Source organism: Pseudomonas putida (genome assembly GCA_041071465.1).
In the GTDB taxonomy this organism is placed as follows: Bacteria; Pseudomonadota; Gammaproteobacteria; order Pseudomonadales; family Pseudomonadaceae; genus Aquipseudomonas; species Aquipseudomonas putida_P.
Genome location: CP163498.1, coordinates 910,759 through 928,933, shown reverse-complemented (window position 1 = coordinate 928,933; position 18,175 = coordinate 910,759). Strand labels below are relative to the sequence as shown.

Genomic DNA, 18,175 nt, shown 5'->3' with positions numbered 1-18,175 from the left:
GCGGACGAGAGGGACAGATCGATCATGGCAGGGCTATCAACGAGGCGAAGTTAAGGCATTGGAACCAGGGCACCACTTCCGAGAAGCCGGCAGCGCGCAGGCGCTCCTGATGGGCTTCGAGCGTATCGGGCCTCATCACGTTTTCAATGGCGCTGCGCTTCTGGGCAATTTCCAGTTCGCTGTAGCCATTGGCCCGCTTGAAGTCCAGGTGCAGTTCATTGAGCAGGTCCTGCTCTTGCTCATCAGCGAAGCGCAGTTTCTCCGAAAGGATCAGTGCGCCACCCGGCAGCAGCGCCTGGCGGATACGCCCGAGCAGTTCCAGGCGTTGGTCGGGGGCGATGAACTGCAGGGTGAAGTTCATCGCCACCACCGAGGCGGGCTCGAAGGGCAGGGCAAGGATATCGGCTTCCAGTACTTGCACCGGCAGCAACTCCTGGAACATCGAGTCCTGGGCGGTGAGGTACTGGCGGCAGCGCTCGACCATGGCGGCGGAGTTGTCCACCGCGATCACCCTGCAGCCATCGCTGCGTACATGGCGACGCAGCGACTGGGTGACGGCACCCAGTGAGGCACCCAAGTCGTACAACGCGGTGTTTGGCTGGGCGAATCGTGCGGCCAGCACGCCGAGGTTCTCGACGATGGTGGGGTAACCGGGCACCGAGCGCTTGATCATGTCCGGGAACACGCGCACCACGTCTTCGTTGAACACGAAGTCGGGCACCTGCTCCAGGGGTTGGGCGAAAAGGCGGTCGGGTTGTTTGCTCACGGCGGGCTCGATACAGGGTGAAACGGGGGCGCATTTTATCCCAATGGCCACGCATCTTGCCATGGTAATGCTCAGGGACGGAAGGTTCATGCCGAGGTTAAAGAACTTTCCCACAGCGTTAAGTTACAGCGCTTAATGAATTGAGTACGGTTCAAGTGGAAGCTTTGAGTGCAATTAATTTATTGGCCTTATGGATTGAACTATGAATGTGACGACTGGGTGGGAAGCGCTGCCCGTAGATGAACTTGACCCCATGGCCAAGGTGAAAATGCTGCCGGAGCGCTACTTTTCATTTCTTGGAAATCGGATGGGCAACAGTCAGCAAATCGGAAGTTTACTGACGGCCGAGAACCTTAAAGCTATCAAGAAATACGTCAATGTCGTCAATCAGCTACCCCGTACGCAGGCAGAGATTGAACGGGAGGTCGACTACGGTGCTCTAGGGGTTGATGTGACGATGGTCAATGACCTTTATGTTGCGTTGCACCGGCATGTCTATGAATGGGACATACTGGAGCGCAGTATCAAGCAGTTAGGTCCTGAAATTGAATTGTTTGCTGAAAGCCTGGTGCAGCGCGGCGGTAACTTGCTGGATAACCTTGAAAATAGCGAGGTTTTCGCAGCACTCAAAAAAGCGCAAGGCTGAGCAAGGGGGTAATGTCTACACGCAGGAGTTCAGTGAAGAAGAGCAAGCTCAGATCACAAACCTGCTCACACCTGGCATCACTGAACTGGTCAGAGAAATCGAAAGCACTCAGCGGCGAATCGATGATGTCGATGCGCGTGCCAACTGGTTCAACAATGAAATAAAACGTGAGCTCAAACCGCGCATGGGGCGCTTGCTGAAGCACTTCGATGAGAAGGTGTCCCATGAGGGAACCCTGGAGAAACGCAGGCAGCTCGATCAATGGGATGAGCAGATCGATCAATTGAAGTCCGAGTACGATGCCAATGTGGGTTATGCGTTCACCGGTATGGTGTTAGGGCCGATTGGTCTGGTTATCACCGGGGGCGTTTTCGGCAGCCAGGCGGAACGCATCAGGGCCACGAAGAATGCGTTGATTGAACAGCGCGATGAGCTGGCGCGTGCGTTGGCCATGGTGGCGCCTGCCTTGAAAGACTTCGAGCGCGTTTCGACGCTGGTCAGGGACTTGCAGTTCAGATGCAAAGATCTTTCGGCGGCGACCAAGCGCTTGGCCGATGTCTGGTTGTTCCTTGCCTCGTATGCCAGTACCTCGGTCAGTGAAGCCAAGGAACTGGGTACGATCACCCAGCTCGAGTCCTTCGTGCATGATTTTTCCGAAGTCATAAAACCGTGGGCCAAGATAGGAAATATCTGCCACACGCTGTCCCAACTGTTCAATGAGCTGGTTGACGAATATGAGGAAGCTTGACATGGATGTTGCCAATATTGAAAACGTCATGCCTGATTTTGTGCGAATGCATAAAGCACAGGGCCAAATATTTCAGCGCCTGGAAAGGTGGGAGATGAACGTGCTTCCAGGGGCACGCGAGCAATTGGATGAATTGCGTGTGCTGTTGCTGGCTGTAGAGCGTGCATTCAAGGAGAGTTTGATAGGGGGTATCACGTTACTGGAGGACCGTGATTTCATTCCGGGTAAGGGAGGAACCGATAATCACCAACGGCTGGCCAGTGTTCTGGACCGCCTGAGCCAGTATCAGGCGCGGCTGGTCGGGAAAAATCTGCGGTTGGAACTTTTTTCATTATCGGCGATGGTCGACTCTTTGGAGGCGTTGGCAGAAAAAACGGCCACCCTTGAAGCCCAGTCTGCTTTGTTCGAACAACGGTTGGTACAACTGCGACAACAACGGGCGGATATCGTCCAGGCTGTCGAGTTGTTCGAAAAACCTTCGGTTGCCAGTGCACTGAAGGGGCTCATCCCAAGTGATGAAGAAATTGACCAGATAATGGGGTTGATCACAGACCCTAAGTTCGACGCCAATTTGTTCAAGGCGGTGGCGCAAAAGCTTGCCAGCCACGCTGATGCGCTGGAAGGGGCCAGGACATTCAGCGATCTGGGCGAGGCCCGTGCTCGCCTTGATAAAAAAATCGAGGAAGCACTGGGTGACCAACGGCAGGTGCAGCGCCCCCTGCAAACGGCGCGGGATGAGTTGGAAGCGGTCAAGGCTTTGTCAGGTGTCGAACCACTGAAGAATGACTGGCTGCACGAGCTTCGCAAGGTGGAGCTGGAGTGGCAGGCTCGGGCCGTAAAACTCAGCGCGACGATGGACTTGGACACCGCCACGGTCGCGCTGAAAGAGCTCTGCGAATACCTGAAAGCGGTGCAACTGATGTATGACCGCAGTTGATCGCCCTTAGCGGACGATAATCTTGCAGTCGAAGGTCTGCACGGGTGCGACATCAGCAGCCCAAGGCTGCTGGTAGGTCAGAACCAGTTGGGCATCCCCGCTGTTGCTGGCTTGGAAGCGCCAGGTGGAGACACCGGCGCTGCCGACCACACCCTCTTCTTCCGGGGCACTGTACACCTCTGAGCCGACGCTGTGCAGCACGCTTGAGGCTGCATCCTGAACACGCCAGCGGTAGCCGGTGGAGGGGTTGCTGGGCAGGGTCAGGGTCAGGATCTGGCCGACTTGCAGGCGCTTGGGGCACTCGCTTTCCGCGTCCAGATCGACGGGCTGCGAAGGTTGATGTGTGCAGGCAGAAAGCAGGGCGAAGCTCAGGGGAACGAGCAGACGAGGGGCGGTCATGTTGGCTCCGGGGACTGACGATGCCCTGAGGATAACCGATGACCGATAGGTTTTGTGTTGTCAGTGCCGGCCTCATCGCGGGCTTGGTCGCGATGAGGCCGGCGCAGGTCAGAACAGGACTTTGGCCACGTCGGCGAAACGCTTGGCGAAATGCACTGTCAGGCCTTCACGCAGGTAGTCCGGCAGTTCTTCGAAGTCGCCGCGGTTAGGCTCCGGAAGAATCAGTTCGAAAATCTTCTGCCGCCGCGCCGCAATCACCTTCTCGCGCACACCGCCAATTGGCAGCACCTGGCCGGTAAGTGTCAGCTCGCCGGTCATGGCCACACCTTTTTTCGGAGACTGGTCGCGGGCTAGTGAAAGCAAAGCACTGGCCATGGTGATGCCTGCACTCGGGCCGTCCTTGGGCGTAGCACCTTCGGGGACGTGCAAATGGATGAACGCTTCGTTGAAGAAGCTTGGGTCACCCCCAAACTGCTTGAGGTTGGAACTGACGTAGCTGTAGGCAATTTCGGCAGATTCCTTCATCACGTCCCCCAGCTTGCCGGTCAGCTTGAAGCCCCGGTTGAGGGTGTGGATGCGGGTCGCTTCGATCGGCAGTGTGGCGCCGCCCATGCTGGTCCAGGCCAGGCCGGTGATCACGCCTTTGCCAGCCAGTACCTGTTCGCTGCGGAACACCGGTTTACCCAGTGCTGCCTCCAGGTCCTTGGTGCCAATCTTCAGCTTGGTTTCGGGGGCTTCCAGCAGCTTGACCACGGCCTTGCGCACCAGCTTGCCCAATTGCTTCTCCAACTGGCGAACGCCGGCCTCGCGGGCATAGCCGTCGATCACCAGGCGCAGGGCGCTGTCATTGATGCTGAGGCTGGTCTTGGAAACGCCAGCCTTTTCCAGCTGTTTGGGCCACAGGTGGCGTTTGGCGATGGCCAGCTTTTCTTCGGTGATGTAGCCGGACAGGCGGATCACTTCCATGCGGTCGAGCAACGGCCCGGGGATCGAGTCGAGGGTGTTGGCGGTGCACACGAACAGCACCTTGGACAGGTCCAGGCGCAGGTCGAGATAGTGGTCGAGGAAGTCGACGTTCTGCTCCGGGTCGAGGGTTTCCAACAATGCCGAAGCCGGGTCGCCCTGGTAGCTCTGGCCCATCTTGTCGATCTCGTCGAGCATGATCACCGGGTTCATCACTTCGACGTCTTTCAGGGCCTGCACCAGCTTGCCGGGCTGGGCGCCGATGTAGGTGCGGCGATGGCCCTTGATTTCGGCTTCGTCACGCATGCCGCCAACGCTGAAACGGTAGAACGGCCGCCCGAGCGACTCGGCGATGGATTTGCCGATACTGGTCTTGCCCACACCGGGCGGGCCCACCAGCAGCACGATCGAGCCGCTGATTTCGCCTTTCCAGGCGCCCACGGCGAGGAACTCGAGGATGCGCTCCTTGATGTCGTCCAGGCCGGCGTGGTACTGGTCGAGCACTTTACGCGCATGCTTGAGGTCGAGCTTGTCCTTGCCGTACACGCCCCACGGCAGGGCGGTGGCCCACTCGAGGTAGTTGCGGGTGACGGCGTATTCGGGCGAGCCGGTTTCGAGGATGGCCAGTTTGCCCATCTCTTCGTCGATGCGCTTGCGCGCCTGGGCCGGCAGTGTCTTGCCCTCCAGGCGTTGCTCGAACTGTTCGAGGTCGGCGCTGCGGTCGTCCTTGGTCAGGCCCAGTTCCTGCTGGATGACTTTGAGCTGTTCCTTGAGGAAGAATTCGCGCTGGTGCTCGCCGATCTGCCGATTGACCTCGGCCGAGATCTCGTTCTGCAGGCGTGCGACTTCCACTTCCTTGCGCAACATCGGCAGGACCTTTTCCATGCGTTTGAGCATGGGCACGCAGTCGAGCACTTCTTGCAGCTGGCTGCCAGTGGCAGAGGTCAGTGCCGCGGCGAAGTCGGTGAGGGGTGAGGGGTCATTGGGGCTGAAGCGGTTGAGGTAGTTCTTGAGCTCTTCGCTGTAGAGCGGATTGAGCGGTAGCAATTCTTTGATCGCATTGATCAGTGCCATACCGTAGGCCTTGACCTCGTCGGTCGGCTCGGTGGGCTGGCGTGGGTATTCGACTTCGACCAGGTAGGGCGGGCGATGGTGCTTGAGCCAGGTGCGGATGCGTACCCGCGTCAGGCCCTGGGCGACGAACTGCAGCTTGCCGTTTTCGCGGCTGGCATGGTGCACCTTGACCAGCGTGCCGTACTGCGGCAGCGCCGAGGTGTCGAAGTGACGGTGGTCTTCTGGCGGGGTGTCCATGAAGAACAGCGCCAGGCAGTGGTCCGGTGACTTGGCGACCAGGTCGAGGGTTTCGGCCCAGGGTTCTTCGTTGACGATGACCGGCAGTACCTGGGCCGGGAAGAACGGGCGGTTGTGGATCGGGATCACATAGACCTTGTCCGGCAGTTGCTGGCCGGGCAGGGCGAGGGCGTGGCTGGTATCGGCCTGGGTGGTGTGTTCGACTTCGCTGTGTTCGTCGGGGTGTTCCGGGAAATCCTGCTGGTCGCTCATGGGGCACCTGCGTAAATGACTATGGTGCTTAGATGGGGCGGGGGGGGATGGGTTTCAATGGTAGACGAAGGCAGCGGGGGAGGGGTTTCATCTTGGCTGGCCTGTGCCGGCCTCTTCGCGGGCAAGCCCGCCCCCACAGGTAGAGCACGGTATCTGTAGGAGCGGGCTTGCCCGCGAATGCGGCAGTGCGTTCACTGCCGCAACAAAGGTTTACTCAGCGAGTTTGTAAGCGATGATGTAATCGCCCATTTTGGTACCCAGCGAGCCATGGCCGCCGGCGGTCACCAGCACATACTGCTTGCCATCCTTGCCGGTGTAGCTCATCGGAGTGGCCTGGCCACCCGCTGGCAGGCGGGCACTCCACAGTTCCTTGCCGTTGTTCACGTCATAGGCACGCAGGTACTGGTCGAGGGTGCCGCTGAGGAAGCCGACGCCACCAGCAGTGACGATCGAACCGCCCATGCTCGGCACGCCAACCGGCAGGCCGATCGGTACCGGGGTGCTGTCGCGGGTGGTGCCGTTCTTGTGCTTCCACACCACCTTGTTGGTGAACAGGTCGATGGCGGCGACATAGCCCCAGGCCGGGGCTTGGCACGGTACGCCCAGCGGCGACATGAACGGGTGCATGGTCACCGCGTACGGCGCGCCGGTATTGGGCTGCACGCCGCTGGTCTCGCTTTCGCGCTTGCTGCCTTCGGCTACCTGCTCGCGGGGGACCATCTTCGACACGAATGCCATGTAGTTGGGCGAGGTGAACAGCAACTGGCGCACCGGGTCGACCGACACGCTGCCCCAGTTGAATACACCCACGTTGCCCGGATAAATCAGCGAACCCTGTTCGGATGGCGGGGTGTACTGGCCTTCGTAGCGCAGTTCGCGGAACTGGATGCGGCACAGCATCTGGTCGAACGGCGTAGCGCCCCACATGGCCTGTTCGGTCAGCTCTGGGCCGAGCAGGTTGAGGTCGGAGCGGGCTTGAGTCGGCGAGGTGTGGTCGCCTTTCACCGCACCCTGTGGGGTAGGGATTTCGCGGATCGGCACAATCGGCGTACCGTCGCGGCGGTCGAGCACGTACAGGCTGCCTTGCTTGGTCGGTACGATGATCGCCGGTTTCACGCCATCGTCGGTCTTCAGGTGCACCAGGGTCGGCTGGCTGCCGACGTCCATGTCCCACAGGTCGTGATGGGTGAACTGGTAGTTCCAGCGCGCCTTGCCGGTGGCCAGGTCAAGGGCGACTACGCCGGCGCTGTACTTCTCGGCACCTGGAGTGCGGTTGGCGCCCCACTGGTCCGGGGTCTGGTTGCCCAGCGGCAGGTAGATCATGCCAAGGTCTTCGTCGACGCTGGCGATTGACCACATGTTGGCCGAGTTGCGGCTGTACATTTTGCCGGCAGCCAATGGCTTGGTGTCGTCCGGGTTGTTGCTGTCCCAGTTCCACACCAGGTGGCCATCGTGCACGTCGTAGGCGCGGATCACCCCGGACGGCTCGTTGGTCGACTCGTTGTCGGTGACGTGGCCTCCGATGATTACCAGGTCACGGGTGACCGCGGCAGGCGAGGTGGAGTAATAGCCGCCGGCAGTGAACGGCCCGATGCCGGTGGTGAGATCGATCACACCCTGGTTGGCGAAGCCTTCGCAGACCTTGCCGTTGTCGGCGTTGATGGCGATCAGGCGGGCATCTGCGGTAGGCAGGTACAGGCGGCGCGGGCAGGCCTGGGCCACGGCTTGGCCGGCCTCGGTAATTTTCGGCGCTGGGCTGCCGTCGCGACTGACGTAGCGGTTTTCGTCATAGTACGAAACACCACGGCAGGTCATGTGGGCAAAGCCCTTGAACGTGCCGGTCGGGCTCTTGACCTGTGGGTCGTAGCGCCAGATTTCCGCGCCGGTGTCCGGGTCCAGGGCCAGCAGGCGGCTGTGCGCGGTGCAGGCGTAGAGCATGCCGTTGACCTTCAGCGGGGTGTTCTGGTTGGTCAGCTCCACCGGGTCGTTTTCGGTCGGCAGGTCGCCGGTGCGAATACGCCAGGCTTCTTCCAGGCGGTAGGCGTTCTGCGGGGTGATCTGGCGCAGTGGCGAGTAGCGGTCGCCATGTTCGGTGCGGCCATAGGCCTGCCATTCGCCGTCGGGCATCGCCGGGGCGGCGCTGGCCATTTCGCTGCTTTCGCGGCCCAGTTCGCCGAACACTTCACCGGGGTGGGTGAACTGGCTGCCCAGCGCGCAAGCGCCCGAAGCGACCACTGCCACGCTGAGCAGTGCTGTATTGGCTTTGCTGGCTGGGCCGATCAGCGGGCGACGTGCCCACGGCAGCAGCAGCACCACGCCGATGGCGAACCAGATAGCCAGGCGCGGTACCAGTTGCCACCAGTCCAGGCCTACCTCGAGCAGGGCCCACACGGTGCTGCCCAACAGCACCAGGCCATACAGGCCCAGGGCGATGCGGCGCTGGGCCAGCAGCAGGATGCCCGAAAGGGCAAAGCCGATACCGGCGATCAGGTAGTACAGCGATCCGCCCAGCTGGCTCAGCTTGATACCGCCAGCCAGCAGGGCCAGGCCCATCAGCAACAGCAGCGCGCCAATCAGGCGCGGTAGCCAGCGGCTTCCTTGGTTGGCACCTTCAGTGCTCATCGTAGGTTCTCCGTCAGGTCAAGAAAGGGTTAGAAACTGCTTTGGATCTTCAGGCCGCCGATCAGGGCGCCATCGACCTGCGACACCCCGCCCGGGTGGCGGATGTACTGCAGGTTGGGGCGTACCGTGAGCCAGTCGGCCAAATGGATGCCGTAATACAGCTCGGCGCTGTATTCGGTGTCCTGCACGGGCAGGAAGCCGGGGTTGTCGTAGTCGTCGAGGCCGGCAGCCTGGTTGGCCAGGCGGGCGTTCTTGCGGTAGGCAGGGTTGACGTGCACACGGGCCAGGGCGAAACCGATGTCGTCCTTGGCGCGGGCGTCGAAGGGCCCTTTGTATACCAGCCCTGTCTGTACATAGTTGTCGATGGCATTGGTCTTCTTGTCGTGCACCGTGGCGTTGGCGAACAGGCTCAGCCCACGCGACTGGTCGGACGCCAGCGAGGTCACCTGCTGCTGGGCGCCGAGCCACAAGCCGTGCTTGCTCGAGCTGCTGCGGTAGGCGGCGCCGCTGAGGGCTGCCGGCTGACCGTTGCTGTCCTTGAGAACATCTTGTGCCTTGGCATTACTGTAGTAGTAGCCGGCGCGATATTCCCCTTTCAGGCCTTGGATACGCGGGCTCCATACCAGTTCGACCGGCATTACCGCGCCCTGGGTGCCGCTGCCGCTGAGCTTGAAGCCATTGCCCGATTCGAGGTTGGAGGGGTTTTGCTCGAATACGCCGACCTGGGCGTACAGCTCAGGGGTGAGGTTGTAGCGCACGCGCAAGGCCCACTGGCTGACTGGCCAGTTGTACCAGATGCCACCCACCCAGTTGCCCACCTGCGAGCCGCAGAAGGCCAGGTTCTGGAAGTCGCAAGGGAAGCTGTTGAAGTCCTCGCCTTCACCGAAGCGGCCGAATTTCACATCCAGCGCGCCATCGAAGTACTTCTGCTTGATCCACATCTGCGTCAGCCGCCAGGTTTCACCGCGGCCCCAGACTTCCTGGGCCGAGGTGAAACCGCCAACGCGCGGGTCGTTGATGCGGTCGTTGCTGATGTTGTCGCCGTGGCGTTCGGTGACGGTCAGCTGGAATTCGGTGGCGTGCCAGCCGAGGATCTTTTCCAGGTCCAGGTGGCTGCCAAAGGTGAACTGGTCGCTGTAGCGCGCGGTACGGTCGTGGTCGTAACCGCCGTGCAGGTTGCTGCCCATCTCGCCGGTATAGCCGAGGGTAAAGTCGTAGCCCTGTTCCAGTAATTGGCTACGGGTGCCGCCCCAGTCTCCGAGCATCCACGGGGAGTCGCTGGCGAACATTTCGCTGGCGCTGGCGGGTGTCGCCAAGGCGCCAAGGGCAAGGCCGATGTAACAGGTTTTGGGCAGTTGAAACATGAGATAGCGCTATCTTTTGATTATTGAAAAAACGGCAAGCGCATCGAAGGGCCAGGCCTTCAATGGATATGGCGACAAGATGGTTTCGGTGAAGCGATTCAGCTTTAGGCGGGGAGGATATAGCGGAAGTTGTAAGAAAAAAAGACAATTTGTCGCAGTTGATTGTTGCCCATTGGGTAACAGTCTTGAAAAAAGGGCTGCAGCGCAGCCCCATGATTTCAGAAGGTGGTACGCAACCCGACCTCCACACTCCGCCCCGGCGCCGGCGCGATATCGCGCAGGATCGAGCTGGCGTAGCGCACGGTCTGGTCGGTCAGGTTTTCACCGCGTACAAATGCCAGCCACTGGCTCTGGCCAACTTCGAAGCGGTAGCCAACGCTGGCCCCCAGTGTGGTGTAGCCCTCGGTGCTGGTTTCGTTGGCCGGCTTGCGATGTTGCGATGCCGCATGCTGCACATCTACCCGCGCTTGCCAGCGGTCGAGCTCCCAGACCAGGCCGCTGTTCAGGCGCAGTGGGGCGATACGGGGCAGCGGCTCGCCACTGTCGAGGTTCTTGGCCCGGGTGTAGTCACCGGACAACTCCAGGGCGAAGCTGCCGTAACGGTTCTCGACCAGTTGCCAGCGGTCCTGGGCCTCGATGCCGTAGAAGCGTGCCCGCACGCCTTGGTACCGGTATTCCGGGAAGCCCTCATGGCCATGATCGTGGTCGTGGTCATCCTCGTCGTGGTCGTGGTCATGCCCGCCCTCGCGGGTGTTGCCGGTGCCGATCAGGCCGATGTAGTTGCGAAAGTGGCTATAGAACACCCCGACACTGCCTTTATGGGTGCCATTGTCGAAGCGCAGCGCCAGGTCAGCGGAAATGGCCTTTTCCTTGTTCAAGCTGGCATCGCCGACTTCAAAGGCGCCGGTGGCCACGTGCGCACCATTGGCGTACAGCTCGTAGAAGGTCGGCGCGCGCTCGGTGTAGCCGAGGTTGGCGGCCAGCGACCAGATCGGGTCGAGCTGGTACACCGCCCCCGAAGACAGGCTGAACGCGTTGAAGCTGCTGGCACTGTCGGCGTCGACGAAGTTTTCGTTACCTTTGGCGTCCGGGTCGACCCGGGTGTGCTCCATGCGTGCGCCCAGGCTCAGGTTCAGGCGTTCCGTGGCCTGCCACTGCTCGAGCATGAACAGCGCCAGGCTGTCGGTATTGGTGTGCGGGACGAAGGCCTCCTCGCCCAGGGCGGAGAACTCGTTGCGGCTGACCTGAGCACCCACCACACCCTCCACCGGCCCGAGTGGTTGGTGGCGGGCTTCGATGCGCGCTTCGTAGCCTTTGTTCTTGAAGGTGGTGTGGACTTCGCCTTCTTCGATTTCGCTGTGTTCGTAGTCGGTGTAGCCGGCATCGACCTTGACCGAGCTGAACGGGCCGTCAAGGTCGCGCAGCTCGGAGGCGAAGGCGTAGTGGTCCTGCTGCATGTCCAGGCGCACACCGGGTTCGGCCACCGAGCCGTAGTTGCTGTCGTAACGGCTGTACGACAGGCCGGCGTAACCGTGGTCCCAGTGATAGGCACCGCCTACCGCGCCACCGTCCTGGCGGCCGTCGCTGTTTTCCAGGCGGTGCTTGCTGCCCGGCTCATCGGCATCGCGCACCTTGGCACTGCGGGCGTAGCCGGGAATACGCAGGTCATTGAACTGGCGGCTGTTGGCGTCCAGGTGCAGGGCGAAGGCACCGTTGCCGGCCTCCAGCTTGCCGGCGCTGCTGCGGGTAGTATCGGCGCCGCCATAGCGCAGTTCACCGGCACCGTGGATGCCTTCGATCGGCGAATCCGGGATGCGGTTGTCGAACGTGTTGACTACCCCGCCAATGGCGTTGCCGCCGTAGAGCAAGGCGGCGGGGCCGCGGACGATCTCGACGCGGTCAACGGTGACCGGGTCCAGCGGTACAGCGTGGTCATAGGACAGCGATGAGGCATCCAGGGCACCGACGCCATTGCGCAGGATGCGAATGCGGTCGCCGTCCAGGCCGCGGATCACCGGGCGGCTGGCGCCAGGGCCGAACCAGGTAGAGGCGACACCGGGCTGCTTGTTCAGGGTTTCACCGAGGCTGCCGTGCTGTTGTTGCAGCAGGTTTTCGCCTTCGAGCACGGTGCTGGGGGCGGCCAGCTGGCGGTTGCCCAACGGGTTGGCGGTGATGACCTGGGGTTCGAGTTCCACGGCCTGGCTGGGCGGCGCAGCCAGCCAGAGCGCGACGGCAAGGGGGAGAGGCGAAGCGGTGAGTACAGCATGGGGATGGGGCGTTCCTTGGCAGATGCTTTATTAGTGTTACAACATAACATAACTATTTCAGCACAGTGGTTTTGCCCCTGGCCAGCATTTTTTCTGTCGACTCGACGGATCCCACCCACCACTACACTCGTGTAAGGTGCGCATCTTTCCTACGGAGCACAGCATGAGCACGGCCCAACATAACGCGCTGCACGGCAAGACCCTCGAACAGATCCTCACCGAGCTGGTGGCGCACTACCAATGGCAGGGCCTGGCCGAGCGCATTGATGTGCGCTGCTTCAAGAGCAACCCGACCATCAAGTCGAGCCTGACCTTTCTGCGCAAGACACCGTGGGCGCGGGAAAAGGTCGAGCAGCTGTATGTGAAGCTGCAGCGTCAGGCCTGACATGCTGCGTCGTCCTTGGCTGACCGGCATGGCGGTGCTGGGCTGGTTCGGTCTGGCCGTGCAGGTGTACCTGGTACTGTTGGCGCGCTGGCAAGAACAGGCCAGCCTGATTGGCGGCCTGATCAATGTGTTCGGCTACTTCACCGTGCTGACCAACACGTTGGTGGCAACGGTGCTCAGCTATGCGGCGTTCGGCCACGAAGGCCGTGGCAAGCGGTTTTTCCTGTCACCCTCGGTGAGCTCCGCAGTGGCCGCCAGCATCGTGCTGGTGGCGCTGGCCTACAGCGTGTTGCTGCGCCACTTGTGGCAACCGCAGGGCTGGCAATGGCTGGCGGACGAGTTGCTGCACGACGTGATGCCGGTGCTGTATGCCTTGTACTGGTGGCGCGAGGTGCCCAAGGGCAGGCTGCGGCTAGGGCACCTGGCACTGTGGGCGGTGTACCCGACGGTTTATTTCGGCTATGCGTTGTGGCGTGGAAGCGAGATTGGCGTGTATGCCTACCCGTTCATCGATGTGGCGAGCCTTGGGTATGGGCAGGTGATGCTCAATGCCCTGGGGGTGCTGGTGGGGTTCTGGGGAATCGGGCTGGTATTGCTGGGGGTGGATCGGTGGCGTGGGTTGCGCAAATTTGCTTAGCCTGTGCTGGCCTTTTCGCGGGTGAACCCGCGAAGAGGCCGTAGCAGGCGATAACCATTACTCGTCGTCCGCAGTCCCGTCGGCACGCCAGTAGGCCGCAGCTTTCAGCGCATCTTCCGGCACCCCTTTCTCCAGCAGCAGCACCTTGGCCTGGCGGGTCAGGGCCTTTTCCAACGCCACCCAGCCATACAACCGGCCTTGCGGCAAGGTCAGGTTCCGCACCAGGGCCAGCAAGTCTTCCTGCTGGCGGCGCACCCAGATGACTTCGACCTGTGCCTTGCTCGGCAACGGCTGGCGCTCCTGCTCGTCTTCGATCTGGATCACCGCCAGCACCTGGCGGCCCGCCGGCAATTCCTCCAGGCGGCGACCAATCGCCGGGATGGCGGTTTCATCACCGATCAACAGGTAGCTGTCGAAAATATCCGGCACCACCAGTGACGCCCGTGGCCCGGCGATGCTCAGGGTTTGCCCAGGCGCCGCCTGTGCCGCCCAGGTAGAGGCAGGGCCGTCGCCGTGCAGCACGAAGTCGATGTCCAGCTCGTTGGTCACCAGGTCGATGCGCCGTGGCGTGTATTCGCGCATGGTTGGTCGCGCGCCACCGTCCCGACCCAGATTACGGGCGTCGATGGCCTGTTGTTGCTCCGGCGTTTCGGCAAACAACAACTTGATATGGTCGTCGCTGCCCACGCTGGTGAAGCCTTGCAGTTCGGCACCACCCAGGGTGATGCGGCGCATGCGTGGGGTCAGCTCGGTGACCCGCAATACTTGCAGGCGACGCTGGCGGATCTCGTGGTTGACGCGGTGAATGGTGTCACTCATGGGCAGTCTCCCTGACAGGTTCGGCCGGCCCGGAGGCGATGGCCTTGGCGGTATGGTTGAGCAAGTCGCGGACCCGTTCGATTTCTTCCGGTGTCCAGCGACCGCTGTGCATATGCAGTGCGTGGCGCAGGTTGCCGACCGCTTCATGGATCTCTGGCGGGCGGTCGTGACCGCGCAGGGCGCGTTTGCTGACTTCGATGCGCATGCGCACGCCATCCAAGGCGACAGCCTGTTCGACCAGGGCGCTGCGGCCGGCATCGGTGATGGCGTAGAGGCGCTTGCTACCTTGCACTTGGCCGCTGATCAGCTCGGCTTCTTCAAGAAAGTTCAGCGTTGGGTAGATCACCCCGGGGCTTGGGCTGTAGCTGCCGTCGAACAGGTTTTCGATCTGGCGGATCAGGTCGTAACCGTGGCCGGGCTGTTCGGCCAGCAGGTCCAGCATCAGCAGCTTGAGGTCACCGGGGGCGAAAACGCGTGGGCCGCGCTCACCACGGCCAGGGCGCCGCTCGAAGGGGTCATGGGGGGTGTTCGCGCATAAGGATGGGGCTCCGTCGTTTGCGATATATCGTAAGATATTACTCAAGATATATCTAAAGACAAGCCCCCGAATGCAGATGATTATCATCTAGTTCGTCGATGTGTTCCCTGTCGGCGGTGGCGTGTGCATGGCAACCTGCGGTGGCTTGCATTCGTTCGGATTGCCCGGCTGCAGGTACGGCATCAGTATCGGTGCCATGCCCTTGAGCACCTGCACCGGCAGTGCCGAGGTAAATTTGAAGGCCTCCGCCGAGCGCCCAGGTACGAAGGCGGTCAATGTGCCGAAGTGGTTGTCGCCCAGGAAGAACACGAAAGTGGCAGTACGGTTCAACGAGCGCGAGCCGATCAGCCGACCGCCGGCACCAAAGCTCTCGATGCGGTTGTCGCCAGTACCGGTCTTGCCGCCCATCACCAGTGGCGTGCCGTCCTGCAGCTTGAAACTGCCAGAAATACGCCGCGCGGTACCTGCATCGACCACCTGCGACATGGCGCCTTTGAGCGCACGCGCCACTTCAACCGGCAGAATCCGCACGCCCCGGTCCGGGTCGGTGACCAGTTTGGTCTCGTAAGGTGTGTTGGCCGCGAAGTGCAGGGTGTCTATGCGCAGGGTTGGCAGGCGAATGCCGTCGTTCTGGATGATCCCGACCAGTTCGGAGAGCGCGGCGGGGCGGTCGCCCGAACTGCCGATGGCGGTGGCCAGCGAGGGCACCAGGTGGTCGAATGGATAGCCCACGCGCTTCCAGCGCTGGTGGATATCGAGGAAGGCTTCAATCTCGACCATGGTGCGGATACGGCTGTCACGGGCGCCCTGGTAGCGGCTCTTGAACAGCCAGCCATACACCTCCTGGCGTTCGAAACGGCTGGCGTTGATCATTTCGGTCAAGGTCGAGCTTGGGCTCTTCAGCAGGTAGCCGAGCAGCCACAAGTCCAGCGGGTGGACCTTGGCGATGTAACCCTGGTCGGGCAAGTCATACTTGCCTGGGCCGTAAGCCTCGTACATCTCTGACAGGCGGCCGTCGGTCAGCTTGCCCAGCACGATCTTGTCACCCTTCAGGTGGGCGCGCACGAAGGCGTTGAACGTTTCCTGGCCGGCCTCGGGGAACAGGTAGCGGTGCACCGCCGCCAACCGCTGCGGGGTCACGCGCATGCTGTCGAGGAAGGTGTCCAGGCGCTGCTGCGAGGTTTTGCGCTGGTACTTCTTCCAGAAACGCATCAGGTAGTTGGTGCCTTCCTTGTCGGCGAAGCGAGCCAGGTATTCTTGGCGGCGTGGGTCTGCGTCGTCCTTGAGCAGCGGCACACGGTTGTACGGCTGCTGGTAGGTCACGTAACGCACCAGGTCGCGCATCAGGCGGATGAACGGCAGGTTGATCGATTCGCGCAGCGCATCCTTGAGCGTCGGGTTGCGGTTGTTGTCTTCCTTACGGAAGTTGTTGAACACGTGCATGCCGCCGCCTGTGAAGAAGGCTTCACCGGTGTTGGCGGAGTATTTGCGCTCAAGCGCAGCGTCGAGCATGGCATCCAGGCTTTGGTTCTTGCTGTTCTGCGCCAGCCATTCCAGCGACCATTGAGTGATGCGGTCGAGTTCGGCCACGTCGACCTTCTTCAACTCGGCGGCAGGTTTGCCGGCGTATTTGTCGTGCAGCTCGGCGATGATTTCCAGGTAGGTGGTCAGTACCCGCAACTTGGCGGTGGAGCCCAGTTCCAACTTGCTGCCTTCGTTGATGTCGAAGGGCTGGTTGGTGCTGTCGGTCTGCACCCGCACCCGGGAGCCATCGGCGGTGCGCTCGAACAAGGTGAAGCTGTAGCTCACCTGGTCGGTGGTCTTGGCGGTGAGCAGGCGCTCGCCGATCAGGCCCATCTGCGCGGCAAACGCTGGGTCGGCAAGGTTTTTCAGGTACTGGCTGACCTGCAACTGCAGGTCAGCCTGCAAGGTACTGGTGGCCGACACGTCGAGGCGGTCGAGGTCGTACAGCGGGCGGTTGAGCATGGCTGCCAGGCGGTTGCGCGCCAGGCTGATGCCCTTGTTGGTAACGATCGGCACGATGGTCGGTTGCGCTACCCAGTCGCGGTACACCGCCTTGCTGGCCAGTGCGGCATCGGCCAGTGGTTGCTCGATGATTTTGTTGGCGGCGAGCACGCGAATGTGCGCGTCGGTCAGCTCTGCCAGCTCGACCCGGCCTTTGGACAAGTAATGCGAGGGACGGCGCTGGGCAATCATCAGCGACAGCACCTGGCGCAGGGCCAACCCGCGCGCGGCCATGCTTTCGGGGTCGGTGGAGGTGGCGTTCAGGGCCTGGTTGACCTGGTCGAAGTCGGCGCCGTACCACACCCGCAGGCCTTCGGCCATGCCATGTACTTCACCATGCCCAGGCACCGCCGACAGCGGCACGCTGTTGAGGTAGTCGCGCACGATGCGTTGACGTGCCTCGGTGGTGTCAGGGCCGCCCTGGTAGGCACGCACGCTGGCAGAAACCATCTGGCGGATCTTTTCCGCGCCCGACACCGTCAGGCCATCGGGTGAGTGGCGATACTTCTCCAGCTGTGTGGCCAGGGTGCTGCCACCGGCAGACTGGCCGGGCAGGGCCAGGTACTTGGCCACCTGGCTGTAGGCGGCCTTGGCGAAGCGTGGCCAGTCCACGGCCGGGTTGTTACGTGGGTCTTGGGTGTCCAGCAGGTCGCGGTTTTCGATGAACAGCAGGCTGTTCACCATCACCGGCGGGATCGCTGCAAAATCCGGGTACAGGTGCTGTGGGTAGTTGTACTGGTACAGCGTGTCGCCGCGGCAGTCGGTGATCGACAGGCCGGCCTGGATCTTCTCGATATAGGGGGCGAACAGCCCATGATCGACGTAGTTCATCAATGCCGGTGAGAACTTCACCTGTTCGCTGATCAGGTAGTCGCGCTTGAGCAGGCGCGGCAGGAATTCGCCCAGGGCGCTATAGCCAAGGCGTTTGTCGAACGGCCCATCACCTGGGTAGATGATGGCATCGCTGGGGCCGGGCTGCAGCGAGTAGGTCAGCGTACCGGCCAGTTTGCTGAACTCGCGCGATTGCAGCTCGGAGGTACGGAATTCGTCATACGCGGCCACACCGATGGCTACCAGTGCCACCAGCAGGATAAGGATGATCAGCCGCCACCATAGCCGACGCTGGCGGGGGACTTGGGTTGTGGCGTCTCGGCCGGAGGTATCTCGGGTGCTTCCGTTCTGCTTGGTTCCGATTGCCACAGTGCGCCCATAGTCTTCTATCCGGCCAGGTGTTTTCGTCTTGCTTGTCTGAAGCTTAGACGTTGAGCGGGTGAGGTGAAAAATTTGTAGGAGGTGGAGAAAAGCGGCGTAGGGCTATACGGCTTTGGTGTGGGTTTCTACGTACGGCGATGTTGCTATGGTGCCGCGGAGGTTTTGCGGCCGCTGGACGCCTGATCGCAGGCAAGCCAGTGCACCCAGGCTCGAGAGAACTTGCTGATTATTCCTGTATATACAGCGAAAATCCCTACAAGGGTCTTCCTATACTGCTCGCCCCC

General features: G+C 61.6%; 12 protein-coding genes and 2 pseudogenes. 5 read left to right on the top strand and 9 right to left on the bottom strand.

The genetic code is table 11. The features are described 5' to 3' along the window. Positions 1-22: 22 nt before the first annotated feature. Positions 23-766: a carboxy-S-adenosyl-L-methionine synthase CmoA gene (gene cmoA / locus AB5975_04285; GenBank protein ID XDR21135.1), complete on the bottom strand. Its 744-nt coding sequence runs from the start codon at positions 764-766 to the stop codon at positions 23-25. Between the two features lie 202 nt (positions 767-968). On the opposite strand from cmoA, the gene AB5975_04280 reads away from it, so the two are divergent. Genes AB5975_04280 through AB5975_04270 form a run of 3 tightly spaced genes read left to right on the top strand, consistent with a single transcriptional unit; the run spans position 969 to position 3,097 of the window. Beyond that, complete coding sequence (locus AB5975_04280) at positions 969-1,412, top strand: hypothetical protein (protein XDR21134.1); 444 nt, start codon at positions 969-971, stop codon at positions 1,410-1,412. Further along, positions 1,366-2,160 carry an alpha-xenorhabdolysin family binary toxin subunit A gene (locus AB5975_04275; protein XDR21133.1) on the top strand — a complete coding sequence of 265 codons (795 nt, stop codon included), beginning with the start codon at positions 1,366-1,368 and terminating at the stop codon, positions 2,158-2,160. Before AB5975_04280 ends, AB5975_04275 begins: the two co-directional genes overlap by 47 nt. Before the next feature lies 1 nt (position 2,161). Further along, positions 2,162-3,097, top strand: coding sequence for an alpha-xenorhabdolysin family binary toxin subunit B (locus tag AB5975_04270; protein XDR21132.1), 936 nt, complete (start codon positions 2,162-2,164; stop codon positions 3,095-3,097). Positions 3,098-3,103: 6 nt separating this feature from the next. Here the strand turns inward: AB5975_04270 and AB5975_04265 are convergent, their stop codons facing one another. From AB5975_04265 to AB5975_04245, 5 genes and pseudogenes are all read right to left on the bottom strand, one after another. After that, positions 3,104-3,496 (bottom strand): protease inhibitor I42 family protein, encoded by a 393-nt coding sequence (locus AB5975_04265; protein ID XDR21131.1) that lies wholly within the window; start codon positions 3,494-3,496, stop codon positions 3,104-3,106. Positions 3,497-3,604: 108 nt separating this feature from the next. Then, on the bottom strand, positions 3,605-6,022 hold the full coding sequence (lon, locus tag AB5975_04260; protein ID XDR21130.1) for an endopeptidase La: 2,418 nt from the start codon (positions 6,020-6,022) through the stop codon (positions 3,605-3,607). 210 nt (positions 6,023-6,232) lie between these two features. Continuing rightward, positions 6,233-8,644, bottom strand: a complete 2,412-nt coding sequence (locus tag AB5975_04255) for a glucose/quinate/shikimate family membrane-bound PQQ-dependent dehydrogenase (protein ID XDR21129.1) — start codon at positions 8,642-8,644, stop codon at positions 6,233-6,235. Positions 8,645-8,673: 29 nt separating this feature from the next. Further along, positions 8,674-10,008, bottom strand: a complete 1,335-nt coding sequence (locus AB5975_04250; protein ID XDR21128.1) for a carbohydrate porin — start codon at positions 10,006-10,008, stop codon at positions 8,674-8,676. A gap of 218 nt (positions 10,009-10,226) precedes the next feature. Continuing rightward, positions 10,227-12,274, bottom strand: a pseudogene (locus AB5975_04245) (TonB-dependent receptor). 164 nt (positions 12,275-12,438) lie between these two features. Here AB5975_04245 and AB5975_04240 point away from each other — a divergent pair. Beyond that, on the top strand, positions 12,439-12,660 hold the full coding sequence (locus AB5975_04240; GenBank protein XDR21127.1) for a VF530 family DNA-binding protein: 222 nt from the start codon (positions 12,439-12,441) through the stop codon (positions 12,658-12,660). 1 nt (position 12,661) lies between these two features. Then, entirely contained in the window at positions 12,662-13,297 is a 636-nt protein-coding gene (locus AB5975_04235; protein XDR21126.1) for a Pr6Pr family membrane protein, read from the top strand. A gap of 57 nt (positions 13,298-13,354) precedes the next feature. Here AB5975_04235 and AB5975_04230 read toward each other — a convergent pair whose 3' ends face one another. From AB5975_04230 to AB5975_04220, 3 genes and pseudogenes are all read right to left on the bottom strand, one after another. Further along, positions 13,355-14,116 (bottom strand): siderophore-interacting protein, encoded by a 762-nt coding sequence (locus AB5975_04230; protein XDR21125.1) that lies wholly within the window; start codon positions 14,114-14,116, stop codon positions 13,355-13,357. After that, entirely contained in the window at positions 14,109-14,678 is a 570-nt protein-coding gene (locus AB5975_04225; GenBank protein ID XDR22916.1) for a PadR family transcriptional regulator, read from the bottom strand. Before AB5975_04225 ends, AB5975_04230 begins: the two co-directional genes overlap by 8 nt. A gap of 63 nt (positions 14,679-14,741) precedes the next feature. After that, positions 14,742-17,890 (bottom strand): annotated as a pseudogene (locus AB5975_04220) (transglycosylase domain-containing protein). Positions 17,891-18,175 lie beyond the last annotated feature (285 nt).